12 protein-coding genes are annotated in these 14,171 nt (G+C 57.7%); 8 read left to right on the forward strand and 4 right to left on the reverse strand.

Features of this window, described 5'->3' with window-relative positions:
- Genes ABIE13_RS20795 through ABIE13_RS20805 form a run of 3 tightly spaced genes read right to left on the reverse strand, consistent with a single transcriptional unit; the run spans position 1 to position 3,678 of the window.
- On the reverse strand, positions 1-990 hold the full coding sequence (locus tag ABIE13_RS20795) for a Bug family tripartite tricarboxylate transporter substrate binding protein (RefSeq protein WP_354446959.1): 990 nt from the start codon (positions 988-990) through the stop codon (positions 1-3).
- Between the two features lie 44 nt (positions 991-1,034).
- Complete coding sequence (locus ABIE13_RS20800) at positions 1,035-2,492, reverse strand: aldehyde dehydrogenase family protein (RefSeq protein ID WP_354446961.1); 1,458 nt, start codon at positions 2,490-2,492, stop codon at positions 1,035-1,037.
- Positions 2,493-2,502: 10 nt separating this feature from the next.
- Positions 2,503-3,678, reverse strand: a complete 1,176-nt coding sequence (locus ABIE13_RS20805) for an iron-containing alcohol dehydrogenase family protein (protein ID WP_354446963.1) — start codon at positions 3,676-3,678, stop codon at positions 2,503-2,505.
- Between the two features lie 91 nt (positions 3,679-3,769).
- Between ABIE13_RS20805 and ABIE13_RS20810 the strand changes: the two genes are divergently transcribed.
- The gene (locus ABIE13_RS20810; RefSeq protein ID WP_354446965.1) at positions 3,770-4,594 is read left to right on the forward strand and encodes an IclR family transcriptional regulator; all 825 of its coding nucleotides are present in this window, start codon (positions 3,770-3,772) and stop codon (positions 4,592-4,594) included.
- Positions 4,591-5,616 carry an NAD(P)H-dependent flavin oxidoreductase gene (locus tag ABIE13_RS20815; protein WP_354446967.1) on the forward strand — a complete coding sequence of 342 codons (1,026 nt, stop codon included), beginning with the start codon at positions 4,591-4,593 and terminating at the stop codon, positions 5,614-5,616. Before ABIE13_RS20810 ends, ABIE13_RS20815 begins: the two co-directional genes overlap by 4 nt.
- Before the next feature lie 56 nt (positions 5,617-5,672).
- Here ABIE13_RS20815 and ychF read toward each other — a convergent pair whose 3' ends face one another.
- Positions 5,673-6,767, reverse strand: coding sequence for a redox-regulated ATPase YchF (gene ychF, locus ABIE13_RS20820; protein ID WP_354446969.1), 1,095 nt, complete (start codon positions 6,765-6,767; stop codon positions 5,673-5,675).
- Between the two features lie 408 nt (positions 6,768-7,175).
- On the opposite strand from ychF, the gene ABIE13_RS20825 reads away from it, so the two are divergent.
- The 6 genes from ABIE13_RS20825 (at position 7,176) to ABIE13_RS20850 (ending at position 14,139) form a co-directional block, all read left to right on the forward strand.
- The gene (locus tag ABIE13_RS20825; protein WP_354446971.1) at positions 7,176-8,333 is read left to right on the forward strand and encodes a nucleotidyltransferase domain-containing protein; all 1,158 of its coding nucleotides are present in this window, start codon (positions 7,176-7,178) and stop codon (positions 8,331-8,333) included.
- 240 nt (positions 8,334-8,573) lie between these two features.
- Positions 8,574-9,269: a glycosyltransferase family 2 protein gene (locus ABIE13_RS20830; RefSeq protein ID WP_354446972.1), complete on the forward strand. Its 696-nt coding sequence runs from the start codon at positions 8,574-8,576 to the stop codon at positions 9,267-9,269.
- Positions 9,266-11,050 carry a glycosyltransferase gene (locus ABIE13_RS20835; protein ID WP_354446973.1) on the forward strand — a complete coding sequence of 595 codons (1,785 nt, stop codon included), beginning with the start codon at positions 9,266-9,268 and terminating at the stop codon, positions 11,048-11,050. Before ABIE13_RS20830 ends, ABIE13_RS20835 begins: the two co-directional genes overlap by 4 nt.
- Before the next feature lie 48 nt (positions 11,051-11,098).
- Positions 11,099-11,800 carry a glycosyltransferase family 2 protein gene (locus tag ABIE13_RS20840; RefSeq protein WP_354446975.1) on the forward strand — a complete coding sequence of 234 codons (702 nt, stop codon included), beginning with the start codon at positions 11,099-11,101 and terminating at the stop codon, positions 11,798-11,800.
- 54 nt (positions 11,801-11,854) lie between these two features.
- Entirely contained in the window at positions 11,855-12,289 is a 435-nt protein-coding gene (locus tag ABIE13_RS20845) for a PqqD family protein (RefSeq protein WP_354446977.1), read from the forward strand.
- A 140-nt stretch (positions 12,290-12,429) separates the two neighbouring features.
- Positions 12,430-14,139, forward strand: a complete 1,710-nt coding sequence (locus ABIE13_RS20850) for an ABC transporter ATP-binding protein (protein WP_354446979.1) — start codon at positions 12,430-12,432, stop codon at positions 14,137-14,139.
- The last annotated feature ends 32 nt before the right edge of the window (positions 14,140-14,171 follow it).

Genomic DNA, 14,171 nt, shown 5'->3' on the forward strand with positions numbered 1-14,171 from the left:
TCAGTCGATCTGCATCTGGGCTTTTTCAACCAGGGTTTTGGCTTCCGCTCGTTCCCTGGCCCAGAATTTCGCGAACTCATCAGGAGTACTGCCCACCAAAGGCGTGTAGATGCGCGCAAAGCGCTCACGGACTTCTGGCGTCCCTAGCGTTTCACGCAGCGCCTTGGAGAGCTTCTCGACGATGGCGGGTGGTGTGCCAGCGGGCATCACCACCGCCTGCCAAGTCGTGACCTTGAAACCGGGCACACCGGCTTCTGATACTGTCGGGACATCCGGCATATCGGCCACACGCTTGTCACCGCTGACCGCGAGTGCCACCAGCGAACCATCCTTGATGAAAGGGGCGGTGGTCGAGCGGCTGTCGACCATGAAAGTCAGGCGGCCACCCAATAGATCCTGAATCGCCGGGCCGCTGCCCTTATAGGGAACATGCGTGAGCGAGGCATTCAATGCCAGCGCCAGGGAAGCCCCGGCGATGTGCATGGAACTGCCATTACCCGCTGAACCATAGGACATATGCGTATCGCCCTTTTTGGCTGCCTGCACCAAGTCTTGCATGGTGCGATAAGGCGACGATTTGGGCACCACCACGACCAGCGGAGAGTCGGTCAGTTGGGTCACAGGCACGAAAGCCTTGGCCGGATCTAGCTTGGCACCTTTGTACAGATACGTGTTAGTGGCCAGGGGTCCGACGTTAGCCCAGAGAGCGGTATAGCCATCAGGAGGCGAGGTTGCCGTGGCCTGGTTTGCTATGTTGCCGTTGGCACCCGGCTTGTAGTCAGGCACCACGGGTTGGCCGAGCTTTTGTGAGAGCACGTCCTGCACCATCTTGAACGCAATATCCGATGCTCCTCCTGGAGCAAAGCCGATCACCATGCGGACTGGTTTCTCAGGCCACTCTGCCCAGGCGTGGCCAGCCAGCATGCACGCGGCAAAGCTTGCGACGAGTTTCCGTCCGAACTGAGCGCCCACCATGTTTTCGAATTTCATCCTTGACTCCTTTTGCTGATTTGTGGTTTGTGAAATAACCTGAACTACTCACTCATGTCGTACTTGACGTTCTTGAGCTGCGTGTTTTCATAGATGGCTTCGAGGCCTCGTTCCTTGCCGATGCCCGATTGCTTGTAGCCACCAAACGGCGCGTCGAACGAGGTGCGCACGCCAGTGTTGATGGCCACGCTGCCTGATTGAATGCCGCGAGCCATGCGCAAGGCCCGTCCGCCATCTCGTGTGAACAGCACTGCGGCCAGGCCATAGCGTGATTGATTGGCCAAGTGCAAGGCCTGGCTTTCATCGCGAAAACTGATGACCGATTGCACAGGACCAAAGATTTCTTCCTGAGCCGAGCGCATATCGGCTGCAGAGTCCAGTAGCAAGGTCGGTCTGACAAAGAAGCCCGCTGCTGCAGCTCCTTCCACCGCGCCGTACTGCACCGGCCGAGCACCCTCATTTTCCGCAATGCGGATGTATTCCTCCACACGTTGCTTCTGCGTGGCGCTCACCAGCGGCCCCATATCCGTCGCGGGATCTTCCGGCGAACCCACTCGAACTGCCTCCAGCCGTGTCTGCAAGCGTCCCAGGAACTCGTCGCGTACGGTCTCCTGTACAAGCAGGCGAGTGCAGGCAATGCATACCTGCCCAGAGTTTTTTATGAGATCTCCAGCCGCGACCGCCACCGCCTTGTCCAGCGCAGCATCATCGAACACGATCAAGGGGGACTTGCCGCCCAGCTCCAACGTGACACGCTTGACGTCCGATGCGGTTGAAGCAAGGATCCGCGCTCCTGTGACCGTGCCTCCCGTGAACGACACGCGTGACACCAGCGGGTGCGTGACCAGCCGCTCCCCCACCGTCGCACCCGGTCCATTGACCACGTTGACCACGCCTGGTGGAAAACCAGCTTCCTCGAACAACCGCGCCAAGGCCATGGTGGACAAAGGCGTGACCTCCGAGGGCTTGAGGATGACTGTGTTACCCGCCGCCAGTGCAGGGGCGAGCTTGTTCACGGTCAGCGTCATGGGGTAGTTCCACGGCATGATGAGCGCACAGACGCCCAGTGGCTCACGGAGGGTGTAGTTCAAGACGTCGTGGCTGGCGACTGGAATCGTTTCGCCTCGCACAGCAGGAATGATTCCCGCGAAGTACGCCAACGAAGACGGCATGGCCTTGAGTGATTCCAGGGAATGGGTGATGGGCTTACCCACATTCAAGGTTTCGATCCAGGCGATCTTCTCGCGGTCTCGCTCAAACAGTTCCGCCAGACGCCTCAGTAGACGGCCTCTTTGCGCAGGATTGGTCTTGCTCCAGTGTTTTTGATAAGCCTCATGTGCCGCCAGCACGGCAGCATCCACATCTTCTTCAGTGGCCTCATGCACCTGTGCCAGCACCTGTGCAGTGGCAGGGTTAAGAGTGTCGAAGGTGCGCCCTTCGCCGCCCTCACGCCAGCACTCGCCTATCAGCAGTTTGTAGGGTTGCGATTCAATCACGTTCATCAGGGTTTCCTTACACTGCCATTTGCAGATACAACGACTTGATCTCATCCATAGCGAGCGCGCGCGGATGGAGAGGAAGTGAGGCGCTTTGCTGAGCCTGGGCAGCCAACTGGCTGGCGTCTCCCGGAGTGAGGCGTAGACTCTCAAAACGCAGGGCAATCTGCGCTTGCATCGCCAGGGCCTCCACCGCCTCAATCAAGGCCAGGGCATCGTCGCGCTCGCGGCCCGTTGTGGGCACTCCCAGAGCCCGAGCAGCCTCTGCATACGGCTCTGGGACTGTGTCCACCGTGTACCTGGACACCACGCTGAATATCGGTCCCAGAACTTCGGCATGCGCCATGTGCACCCTGGATTCCAGCGGTGTGCACATGGCATGCACGGCGTCCACCTTGCTCAGACCTATCGCCACACCAGCCATGTAAGCCCCCATCTGCATGTCGGCACGGGCTTGCAGACTTTGAGGCGCCCTCAATACTTCAGGCAATGCCTTCATGCACAAACGCAAAGCGTGAAGAGCCATCGCCTTGCCAACGGGTGAACGGTCCTGATTGACCCATGCTCCCAAGGCATGCAGCACGGCATCAAACCCGCCATGCGCTGTAGGTGCACGGGGCAGGCCCAGCGTCAAATCAGGTTGAAGTGCCACCATGCCGGGCCGGGTTCGCGTGGATCGAAAAAGATGTTTCCGGCCGTCATCTCCCTGGATCAAAGCCGCGGAGCTGCTTTCGCTCCCAGTTCCCGAGGTCGTGGGGACGGCTATGAAGAGTGGGTCATCGCCCGACGAAGGCGCAGCGAGCCAGGTCTGCCCTTCTGGCGTCAGCAAGCGCTCCGGCTCCAGTCCGCTGGCAAGACAGGCCAGCATGACCTTGGCCACGTCCATGACGCTACCACCCCCTAGAGCCACGATGCTTCGGCAACCATGTTGGCGCGCAACATGAAGGGCTTGGCGAACCTGCACCAGACTCGGGTTGGAGACGACACCGTCATGGAGCGTCCATTCAAATGCAGCGAATTCAGAAACCACCCGCGGGCCCAGAGCACTCCACACCCCTGCATCAGTGACCACCAACGGACGCTGCAAACGCGCGCCTGCAGCCTGCACGGCGCGAGCCAGAGCACTGCAACCCCAGTAGCAGATGCCCGGCCAGGCGATCTGCCCGTCAGCCGGAAAAGATCCTGGCTGCATTCTCTTTACACCTTTCTTCAAAAGCACTTATAATTTGCTGTGCGAATTGATAATTCGTTTAGTGAATTAATGTTAGAGGAGACCCTCAACCATGTCAAGAGGTCCTGCGCCTGTGCGCGCCCACACACCTGCGGCAGAAGATGCTGCTGAGCCCGATCGGCAATTTGTGACGGCCCTGGCCCGGGGGCTTGAAATCCTGCGCTGCTTCGATGCCGAGCGGCGAACACTGGGCACGACCGAAATCGCGCATATCACCGGATTGGCACAGCCCACCGTCTGGCGTCTGTGCCACACCCTTCAGAAAACTGGTTTTCTGCATGTGGTTCCCGGCAAAGACAAACTACAACTGGGCATTGCGGCCATCGCCTTGGGAAGTGCCGCGCTCGCAGGTCAGGAGGCGCTTGAAGTCATTCGCCCGTTGCTGCAGGTGTTGGCAGATCGCTATCAGGTGGCAGTTGCCCTGGGCCGGCGGGACGGCGACAGCATCGTGTACCTGCTCAGGTGCCAGGGCAATTCACCCCTGCTGATGAACCTGCGCGTAGGTTCGCGCATCCCCCTGTTCCATAGCGCTATTGGTTGGTCTTACCTTGCCTGCTGCACGCCGGAAGACCGAGAGGCATTGATCGCTAGGGCCACTTCAGAAGGGCGCATGGGTGACGAAGCGGACCAGCAAGCCATGGCCACCGCCATTGCCCAATATCCGGAGCGTGGCTTCGTTTTTCACCCGCGCCCCGCCTACCAGATCAACACCGTGGCAGCAGCCATCGAACTGCCTGTCAGTGAGCGCTATGTGGTGAGCTGCGGAGGACCGGACTCACTGTTGCCAGAGCCATTGATGTTGAACGAAGTCGGCCCCTTGCTACGACAGTTGGCCAAGGACCTTCAGCCCATCCTGCTTATGGGAAGACACATATGAATGCACGTCCCATGTCTGCGGACACCTCCATCCCGGAACGCTGGCCCACTCGCCTGACGGAGTTGCTGGGCATCCGCTGGCCCATGTTGTTGGGCGGGATGATGTGGTTGTCAGATGCGCGCCTGGTCGCTGCCATGGTGCGCGCGGGCGGTATGGGTTTCCTGACGGCGCGCAGCTCGCGCACAGATGGCGATTTCCGGCAAGCGTTGCATGAATGCCGACACTTATCCGGAGAGCAGCCATTTGGCGTCAACCTCACTCTTTCACGCCGGGGATCTGGCAATGACGCCATGACTACCCGCTTGAAGATCGCGCTACAGGAGGGCGTGCGCGTCTTCGAGACCGCAGGCCTTCCTCCTACGGAGCTGATGCCCCACTTCCGCGAAGCAGGCGCCATCGTCATTCACAAGTGTGCCCACGTCCGTCACGCCCTCAGTGCGCAGGCCATGGGAGTCAACGCCGTGACCCTGGTCGGAATGGAAGAAGGTGGTCATCCCGGCAGCAACCAGCTGCCGACGTTCCTCAACGGCGCACTCGCGCTGGAACAGTTGCGCATTCCCCTGGCGCTAGGGGGCGGCATTGGTCATGGGCGGCAAATTGCAGCCGCCTTGGCTCTAGGTGCTGACGCCGTGGTCATGGGCAGCGTCTTCACCTCCGCCCTGGAAACTCCCGCACACGACGCTTACAAACAACGTGTGGTCGCAACAGACGCGCATGGTACGCGCGCGGTGCTGGGCAGCCTCGGAGACACCTGGCGTGTCATTGACAACGAAAACGCCCGCAAAGTGGCAGCTCTGGAGCAGGCTGGAGCACGTACCCATGCTGAGTTCGGACTCTTGATCAGCGGTGAGCGCACGCAGGCCCTGGCGTATCAGGCAGGTCAGCACGAAGAGGGCATGCTTTCCATGGGCCCTGCCGTAGATTTTGCGCGCGCTGTAGAGCCCGTCGCCAAGATCATTCAGCGCTTGCAAAAAGAATGCATGCAGGCCAGCACCCGCTTTCAACGGATGCTAGTGCAGTGATCACCGCCTGCGCCTGGGGGGAACTGCCTCGGCGCTGATTACTTCAGCAAAATTCGTCAGACGTTAAACAAGAAGTTCAGCACGTCGCCATCCTTGACGACGTATTCCTTGCCTTCGCTGCGCATCTTGCCCACATCCTTGGCGCCCTGCTCGCCTTTGAACTGAATGTAGTCATCGTAGGCAATGGTCTGGGCACGAATGAAGCCGCGCTCAAAATCGCCGTGAATCACGCCGGCGGCCTGCGGTGCCGTGTCTCCGATGCGGATAGTCCAGGCGCGCACTTCCTTCACGCCGGCGGTGAAATAGGTTTGCAGGCCCAACAGCTTGAACGCAGCGCGAATCAAACGGTTCAGACCCGGCTCTTCCTGCCCCATCTCGGCCAGGAAGAGTTCCTTGTCTTCATCGGTCATGTCGGCCATGTCGGCTTCCATCTTGGCGCAGATGGCGACCATGGGCGCATTCTGGGTCGCCGCATACTCCTTCAAGCGCTCCAGGAACGGATTGTTCTCGAAACCATCTTCCGACACGTTGCCCACAAACATGGCGGGCTTGGCGGTGATCAGGCAAAGCGGCTTGAGGATGGCTTGCTCGTCCTTTGAAAGATTGAGCGTTCGCACAGGTTTACCCTGGTTCAGCGCCTCTTCCACCGGACCCAGCAGCTTGATCATGGCCGCAGCTTCCTTGTCGTTGCCGCTGCGGGCTGCTTTGGCGTACCGGTGCGTGGCTTTCTCCACCGTACCCAGATCAGCCAGACACAGTTCGGTTTGAATCACTTCGATATCCGAAATGGGATCAACCTTGCCCGCCACGTGAATGACATTCTCGTCTTCAAAGCAACGCACCACGTTGACGATGGCGTCGGTTTCGCGGATATGCGCCAGAAACTGGTTGCCCAAACCTTCGCCCTTGCTGGCTCCAGCCACCAGGCCCGCGATGTCAACGAATTCGACAATCGCAGGAAGGATGCGTTCAGGCTGCACGATTTCGGCCAACTTGGCCAAGCGTGGATCAGGCACCTCGACCACGCCGGTATTCGGCTCGATGGTGCAGAAGGGATAGTTCTCGGCGGCGATGCCCGCCTTGGTCAGCGCGTTGAAAAGCGTGGACTTGCCGACGTTCGGCAGGCCCACGATGCCGCATTGCAAGCTCATGGAAATTCCTTGTCAACAGAACCTACCCCTGCGTCATTCCCGTGCTGACGAGAATCCAGGGAGTTGAACGGCCGCGCTGGAATCCACCTGCGCGGGGCCGGTCATCTGGAAATGACGAGGCCTTGTGTAAGTTCTGATAAGAGCGTGATTGTACTAATGGGGGGAGGGCCATTCAGGAATAGCCGTCTACATTCCGGTCAATTCGCCTAGCATCCCCCTTGCAGACTCATGCCCAAGCGCTTGCGGGCAAGCTACGAAATTTTCTTATTGATACAAATCAGCGGGAGCGTTACGATCTCGCGCGGCTGATCTTCCAGGCGGTGGTTGCATCGTGAATTCCAGGGGAAAGTGAGCCATTCCCCAACGTTACCCAGGGTTAAACAGGCTCAATCGCGTTTCATTTTGCTCATGTCCATTTCATCACGCCCCGGCTCCGAAGCGCCCGCCCAGTCCCAGAATCTTCCGAGTCCGGGCCAGGAGGCGCTACTTCACGCTTGCCTTGGCCCCGCCGAGCTTTTTGGCCAGCATTGGCGAATCTGGCGAGATGCAGAAGATATTGAACATCTTGATGAGTCGTCCAATCGCCTCTTGCCATTGCTTTTCAAGCAGGCGGAAAAGGCGGGATGGGTGGACCATGAAATGGGGCGCTTGCGGGGGATTTATCGCTACCAGTGGTGCCGAAACCAGATGATGCTCGCGGAGCTGCGCCGCGTGGTTCACGCTTTGAACCTGGCGTCGACAGAGGTGATGCTCCTCAAAGGCGCGGCCATGATTCAAGCCTATTACGAAGACCCTGCCCTAAGGCCCATGAGCGATCTGGACATCATGGTGCGTCCGGATGACTTCGAAAAAGCAAGCCAGATACTGCGCGAGCTGGGGTATACGCAGCGCTTTTCCGTTGATTTCGCAAAAATCCGATCGGAGCGCTTGACGCATGCCATTGAATTCACGCGCACCATCCATGGGCAGACATGGGAGATCGATCTGCACTGGACTCCGTTGCACCGCGCCACATGGCCAGGTGCCGAGGAGTCCTTTTGGCAACACGCCAGAGCGGTTACTTTCAAGGGCGAAGCCTGTCGTACTTTTGACGCGACCCATCAGCTTTTGCATGTTTGCCTTCATGGCGCGCTCTGGAATGCTCTACCGCCTATGCGTTGGATCACTGACGCCATGTGGATACTCCGCAAGGACGACATTGATTGGGCTCGGTTGATGGCGCATGCGCGTGCCCTCAATGGGCTACAACTGTTGAAGAATTCATTGGAATATATTCATTCCCGGTTCGATGCGCCCATTCCTCGACCCATCCTGAAGCAATTGGATGAGCTGAACCCGTCTCGCTTTGAAAGGCTGGAGTTTTCGCTTCTCACAAGCTCTTCCAGTGACATGCGCATTGATCAGTTGCTGATGCTCGGATGGTTCAACCATTCGCGCGCACTGCACGGAATGCCTTTATGGCAGCGCGTGGCCAGCTTTCCGAACTATCTGAAGACTGCTTGCAAGCTCAGCTACTGGCGAGAAGCGCCCGGCTATGTCATCAGGCGCATTCTTGCTCGCGGCTGATCGTGCCGCGGCATATGCCCTATGGCCTTTTTTCATCGCAGGGCCGCCCCAAGATGGAAAAGCCCCCTCGGGGGGGGCAGCGGACCTCGCGAAGCGGGGAAGCGTGGGGGCCTTTTTTCATCGCAGGGCCGCCCCAAGATGGAAAAGCCCCCTCGGGGGGCAGCGGACCTCGCGAAGCGGGGAAGCGTGGGGGCCTTTTTTCATCGCAGGGCCGCATGGATGTTGAATGATGGATGACTCATGAAATCACCTTTGGTAAGCATCATCATCACATGCTTCAATCGACAGACATACATTGCACAAGCGATTGAGAGCGCCTTAAACCAAACCATGCTCCATCACGAAATCATCGTGATTGACGACGGATCCACTGACGATTCAGCCAAAGTCGTCCAGGCGTATGGGAACAGGGTTCAATACTTTCATCAGCACAACCAAGGTGCCAGCAAGGCCAAAAACGTGGGTGTTGAGCGCGCGTGCGGTGAATACATTTCGTTCCTGGACTCTGACGATTTCTGGCCATCGGACAAACTTCAGATTCAGCTGAAACACTTCACACAGTCCCCTGCCGTAGATATTTTGCACGGCTACGCCCAGCAGTTCGTTGACGCAGACCTGACGCCAGAAGAGAAGGCCCAGCTCTTTTGCCCACCCGAACCCATGGCAGCACCGGTGAGCGGCACGCTGCTTGTCAGAAAAGAGGTGTTCAAACGCGTGGGTGGTTTTCGAGAGGATTTGCTGGTGGGGATCGATATCGAATGGCACCTGAGAGCCAAAAGCATGGGCTTGCGTATCGAGACGCTGCCGGACATCTTGCTGCACCGGCGAATCCACAAGACCAACTCAGGGGCAACGCACAGAACCGCGCGCCAGCAGCATCTGTCCATTCTTAAAGAACATCTCGACCGGCGGCGCCAAGCGATGGGTGAAAAATGATGACGGATTTCTATGAAGATGAAGAGGTGCAGCGGGCGTTTTTCCAGGAAATGGGGGAAGGCTACCAACAGGCCGCCGCTATGCACCAATCCATCACCAGGATCGTTTTAGCAGGCATTTGCATTGAGTTGCGTTTTGCCAGTGAGAAGTTAAAGCAGATTTTCCTGCCTGCGCTTGGGCATCTTTGCGTGGAATCCGCAGAAGGCTGCAAGCCAGCGCATACCCTGTGCCTCTGGGATAGATCAAGCAGCGCGATCGGTGCGCCGCCTCCACCCTGCGACAGGCGCCACTTTACCGACAGGGGCGACATCTGGGGATTCAACAACAAGGTATTTCAGTTTGCCTTTCTGTACGGAGAGCTATCCGTCAACATGTATTCTCGGAGCGAGCGCCTTGGCTACTACTGGGTGGACGAGCCGGAGCATTTGCCTTATTGGTGTGCGGCAGCGCCCTTGCGCTCTCTGCTTCACTGGTGCATGAGCGAAGAAGACAGACAGCTGCTGCATGGGGCGGCCATCGGTACTTCTGAGGGTGCCATTCTGCTGACCGGCAGCGGAGGAATCGGAAAGTCCTCTACAGCGCTGAACGGCCTGCAAGAGGGCATGCATTTTTCTGGTGACGACTATGTCGTATTGGCACTGGAGCCTGAGCCTACTGTGTATCCCCTGTATGCCTCTGCCAAGGTCAACAGGGACCAACTCTCGTTTTACGAAAGGCTGCGACCTTGCCTGACGAACCCGGAAGGCGGCGAGAACGAGAAAGCCATCTTCGAATTGATTCCCACATTTGCGGACCAAATTCCAGCATCCATGCCGGTTCGAGCCATCTTGGTGCCCAAGGTGCATGACGCTCCGCAATCCGTCATCGAAAACACGATCAGCCGGCATGAGGTCAAACACGCAGCCAGCCTGACCACGGTTGAACAGCTTCCCTATGCCGGCAATGACACTTATCAATTCATAGACCGCCTGTGCGCTTCAGTGCCCAGCTTCAGGTTGAAACTGGGCTCTGACAGAAAGCGTTTGATCGAATATTTGCGCTCTTGGCTTAACGAAGGCCGCAACCACATAGGGCCTGCACCTGTCGACGAGGCTGCAGCTCCCACCCCCCTGACGGTCATCATCCCCGCGTTCAACAGGGAACATTTGATAGACGATGCGATTTCAAACGTACTGGCTCAGCAGTATCCGGATCTGGAACTGATTGTGGTGGACGATGGTTCCACAGACGCGACCGCTGCGCGCGCGCGCAGCCACCCGGAAGTCAAGTTGTTCCAGCACCCCAACAGTGGCCCCGCACAATCGCGCAACCGGGGCATTGTGAATGCGCGGGGCGACTACATTGCTTTCCTGGACAGCGATGACTTGTGGCCAAGCGACATGTTGCGGGAACTGGTGAACACCCTGGACAAGCACCCCGAAGTGGATGTGGTCATGGGATGGCCTCAGCTCGCCAGGTTCACCCACGGTAGTGAGACCGGAGATTTTTATGGAAATCCCCGAGAAGGATTTGACGCCTACATTACCGGCACCGTATTTCGCCGCCAAGCCTTTGAGAGAGTTGGCCTGTTCGATGCAGACCTAACTTTTGGCGAAGATGTGGATTGGTTTACAAGAGCGCGGGAGCTGCAAGTCCACATTCTGCGGGTAGATTACGCATCGGTCATTGTGCGCAGACACACCGGCAACATGACAAAAGGCAAGAACCTGGTAGAGCTCAATGTGTTGCGGGTATTCAAGAAAGCACTTGACCGCAAACGGGATGCAGCCAAGATCCATTGAACCCATTGAACCCATTGAACCCATCGATTGAATTAGCCTGCATTCGACATGAATCTCTCCACGTTCTCACAAGCCTCCACTGCCGTCATCATTCCGGCTTTCAATCGTGAGTTGCTGGTCTGTGCTGCCATCGAAAATGTTCTGAGCCAGAACTGCCAGAACCTCGAAATCATCGTGGTCGATGACGGCTCCGATGACCGGACCGCAGAGCGCGCACGCAGCTATCCGGGTGTACGCGTGCTGTCTCAAGCCAATGGAGGTCCTGCAGCGGCCCGAAATTTTGGTATCTCCAACACGCAAAGCGATTTCATCGCATTTCTGGACAGCGATGATTTATGGGCTCCCCATATGCTGGCTCGCCTACTGAATGTGTTGGAAGGTGATCCACAGATTGATGTAGCCATGGGCCTGCCTCAGTTGGCCCGAATCAAGGCCGATGGCCAAGGTCACGACCTATTCGGAGAGCCTGGAGATGCATTTTCACGCAGCATCTCTGGCACTGTTTTCAGGCGCACCGCCTTCTTGAACAAGGTGGGCTTGTTTGATAGAGAACTCAGGTTTGGCGAGGATCTCGATTGGTTCTTGCGAGCTCAGGAGTGCAAGGTGATTGTCCAGAGGTTGGATGCCATTTCCGTTTTCTTCCGGCGCCACGACGGGAACATGACCAAAGGCAAAAACATGGTCGATCTCAATCTGCTCAGAAATTTCAAAAAGTCCCTGGACCGCAAGCGGACTGCTTCTACGCCTTGAGCAGCACCTTACCTGCGCTCCGCATTCCTCGCGCACTCTATTTATCGAGCCATCATGAATTTACTGAAATTTCCCCATTCCGAGATCCTGTTTGAGAACTATGAAGACGAGCTCGTCCTGCTTGATCTGCAGGGAGGCATCTACTACACACTCAACAGATCAGCCGCAGACTGCTTGCTCATCCTGCTAAGTGCGCCCAGCGCCGATGAAGCAATCCGCCTGATCGCAGAGCGCTTCGACGCCTCTGAAGAAACCTTGAAGTCGTGCATTAAAGATATGACGGCGCAGTTGACCGGGTTTGCAGTGGTGCTGCCGCGCCAGCAGGACGAACCCGGCGTGTCCTGCGACATAGCCCCTGGCTCGAAGCTGCCGTTCACACCACCTTTGATCGAACAGTACAAAGACATTGAGGACATCCTCAAATTCGATCCAGTTCACGATGTGACCGAAGGCGGTTGGCCCAATATCCGAGAAACGCCAGCACCCTGATTTCCCTGCAAGGCAACGGTGTGCTAAGCGCCTTGGGGCTCCTGGCTCTGCGCCTGCCCCGCGTTCAACTCCGCTTTCGGCCCCATGTCCCAGCCCGCTCCGTGACGGGTTTTGCAGAGTCTGCCTGAAGGATGCAAACCATGCTAGTTACCTGCAAGAAAATTTGGGAATTGCTGACTCCTGCAGAGCAGCGCAAGGCCATTTGGATCTTGCTGTTGATCAGTGCCATGGCTTTGCTGCAAACCGCGGGCGTACTTTCGATTGCCCCATTTCTTGCGGTCTTGGCTCGCCCTGGCATCATCCAGGAGAACGCCTGGCTAAGCTCAGTGTACGCAAGGTATGGGTTCTCTGACTCGGTCACTTTCATTTTCGCGCTGGGCCTCATCACGATGGTCGCAGTGGTCGCATCGTCGATTTTCAAGGCCATCACACTCCATGTCGTGAGCCGGTTCATCCAGATGCAGCGGCAATCTTTGGGAACGCGCTTGTTGTCGCAGTATTTGCGGCAACCCTATGAATTCTTTCTCACACGCAACCCTTCCGAGCTGGCGAAAAATGTTCTCTCGGACGTGGATCAGCTCGTTTTTGACCTTCTTCAACCGCTGTCCATCGTGGTGGCTCAAGGGGCCGTGGCCCTGGCCATGACTTTGCTGGTGCTGGCCTACGACCCCCAGATGGCGCTATGGATCGTGGCCGCTGTGGGCACGCTCTACGGCGTCATCTATTTCTCAGTACGCAAGCGCCTGGCGTTCATTGGCGCCGCGCGGCAGGCAGCCAATATCCGGCGTTATCAAAGCTGCCATGAAGTGATCAGCGGGATCAAGGACGTCAAGCTCACGCAGGCCAAGGAGATGTATCTACGGGATTTTTCCGAGGCATCCCGTGAGACTTCTCGCCGCTCTGCTGCGGCAGACACGCTGAGCCAGGCGCCGCTCTATCTCGTGGAAGCAGCGGGCTACACGGGCTTGATTGCAATTGCGCTGGTATTGCTGTGGCGCTCTGGCGACGTGAGCCACGTGCTCCCCACCATTGGCCTGTACGGCTTTGCCGCCTACCGGCTTTTGCCAGCGCTGCAATCCATGTACAGCGGCCTGACCAAGCTTAAGTTTTCGGGCGCAGTCCTGGAGCCTATCCATCGTGATTTGTCGATGCCCGGTGAGGATCAGCGTGTAAGCCATAACGTGATCGTTCCTCAGCATGAAATTCGCCTGGAAGGCGTTTCCTATGCCTACCCGTCCGCAAAAGACAAGCCTGTCCTGAAGAATCGGACGCTGGTGATACCTGCCAGGAAAATCACGGGCATATCCGGTCAAAGTGGGGTCGGCAAAAGCACTGTCATGGACATTGTCCTGGGCTTGTTGCACCCCCATACTGGGGCGCTTCTGGTAGATGGCAAGTCCGTGACGCCGCAAGATGTCGGGGCGTGGCAACGATCCATAGGCTACGTTCCCCAGCATATTTACCTGGCCGACACCAGCGTGGCAGAAAATATCGCCTTTGGAGTCGCCAAAGATCTCATCGACATGAAAGCAGTGGAGAGTGCCGCGCGCGCCGCCCACATACATGATTTCATTGTGGGTGAACTGTCTGCCGGTTATCAGTCCCTGGTAGGAGACCGCGGCATACGCCTTTCGGGCGGGCAGCGCCAGCGGCTTGGCATCGCAAGAGCTCTCTACAGAGACCCGCCTGTGCTCTGCATGGACGAAGCCACCAGCGCACTGGACGGGCCTACCGAAGAGGCCGTGAACGGAGCCATCCGAAGTTTGTCCGGAAGCAAAACGGTCGTCATCATCGCGCACAGGCAGTCCACCCTCGACGCCTGCGATCATGTGCTGGAAATCATCGGATGATCTGATTCCGGCCTATGCCAGAGCGCAAGAGC

This window comes from Ottowia thiooxydans, from assembly GCF_040548795.1.
In the GTDB taxonomy this organism is placed as follows: Bacteria; Pseudomonadota; Gammaproteobacteria; order Burkholderiales; family Burkholderiaceae_C; genus Ottowia; species Ottowia thiooxydans_A.

Excerpts from the sequence above, each read along its gene's own strand:
- ABIE13_RS20795 (WP_354446959.1), bottom strand. The coding sequence starts at position 990 with ATGAAATTCGAAAACATGGTGGGCGCTCAGTTCGGACGGAAACTCGTC.
- ABIE13_RS20800 (WP_354446961.1), bottom strand. The coding sequence starts at position 2,492 with ATGAACGTGATTGAATCGCAACCCTACAAACTGCTGATAGGCGAGTGC.
- ABIE13_RS20805 (WP_354446963.1), bottom strand. The coding sequence starts at position 3,678 with ATGCAGCCAGGATCTTTTCCGGCTGACGGGCAGATCGCCTGGCCGGGC.
- ABIE13_RS20810 (WP_354446965.1), top strand. The coding sequence starts at position 3,770 with ATGTCAAGAGGTCCTGCGCCTGTGCGCGCCCACACACCTGCGGCAGAA.
- ABIE13_RS20815 (WP_354446967.1), top strand. The coding sequence starts at position 4,591 with ATGAATGCACGTCCCATGTCTGCGGACACCTCCATCCCGGAACGCTGG.
- ychF (WP_354446969.1), bottom strand. The coding sequence starts at position 6,767 with ATGAGCTTGCAATGCGGCATCGTGGGCCTGCCGAACGTCGGCAAGTCC.
- ABIE13_RS20825 (WP_354446971.1), top strand. The coding sequence starts at position 7,176 with ATGTCCATTTCATCACGCCCCGGCTCCGAAGCGCCCGCCCAGTCCCAG.
- ABIE13_RS20830 (WP_354446972.1), top strand. The coding sequence starts at position 8,574 with ATGAAATCACCTTTGGTAAGCATCATCATCACATGCTTCAATCGACAG.
- ABIE13_RS20835 (WP_354446973.1), top strand. The coding sequence starts at position 9,266 with ATGATGACGGATTTCTATGAAGATGAAGAGGTGCAGCGGGCGTTTTTC.
- ABIE13_RS20840 (WP_354446975.1), top strand. The coding sequence starts at position 11,099 with ATGAATCTCTCCACGTTCTCACAAGCCTCCACTGCCGTCATCATTCCG.
- ABIE13_RS20845 (WP_354446977.1), top strand. The coding sequence starts at position 11,855 with ATGAATTTACTGAAATTTCCCCATTCCGAGATCCTGTTTGAGAACTAT.
- ABIE13_RS20850 (WP_354446979.1), top strand. The coding sequence starts at position 12,430 with ATGCTAGTTACCTGCAAGAAAATTTGGGAATTGCTGACTCCTGCAGAG.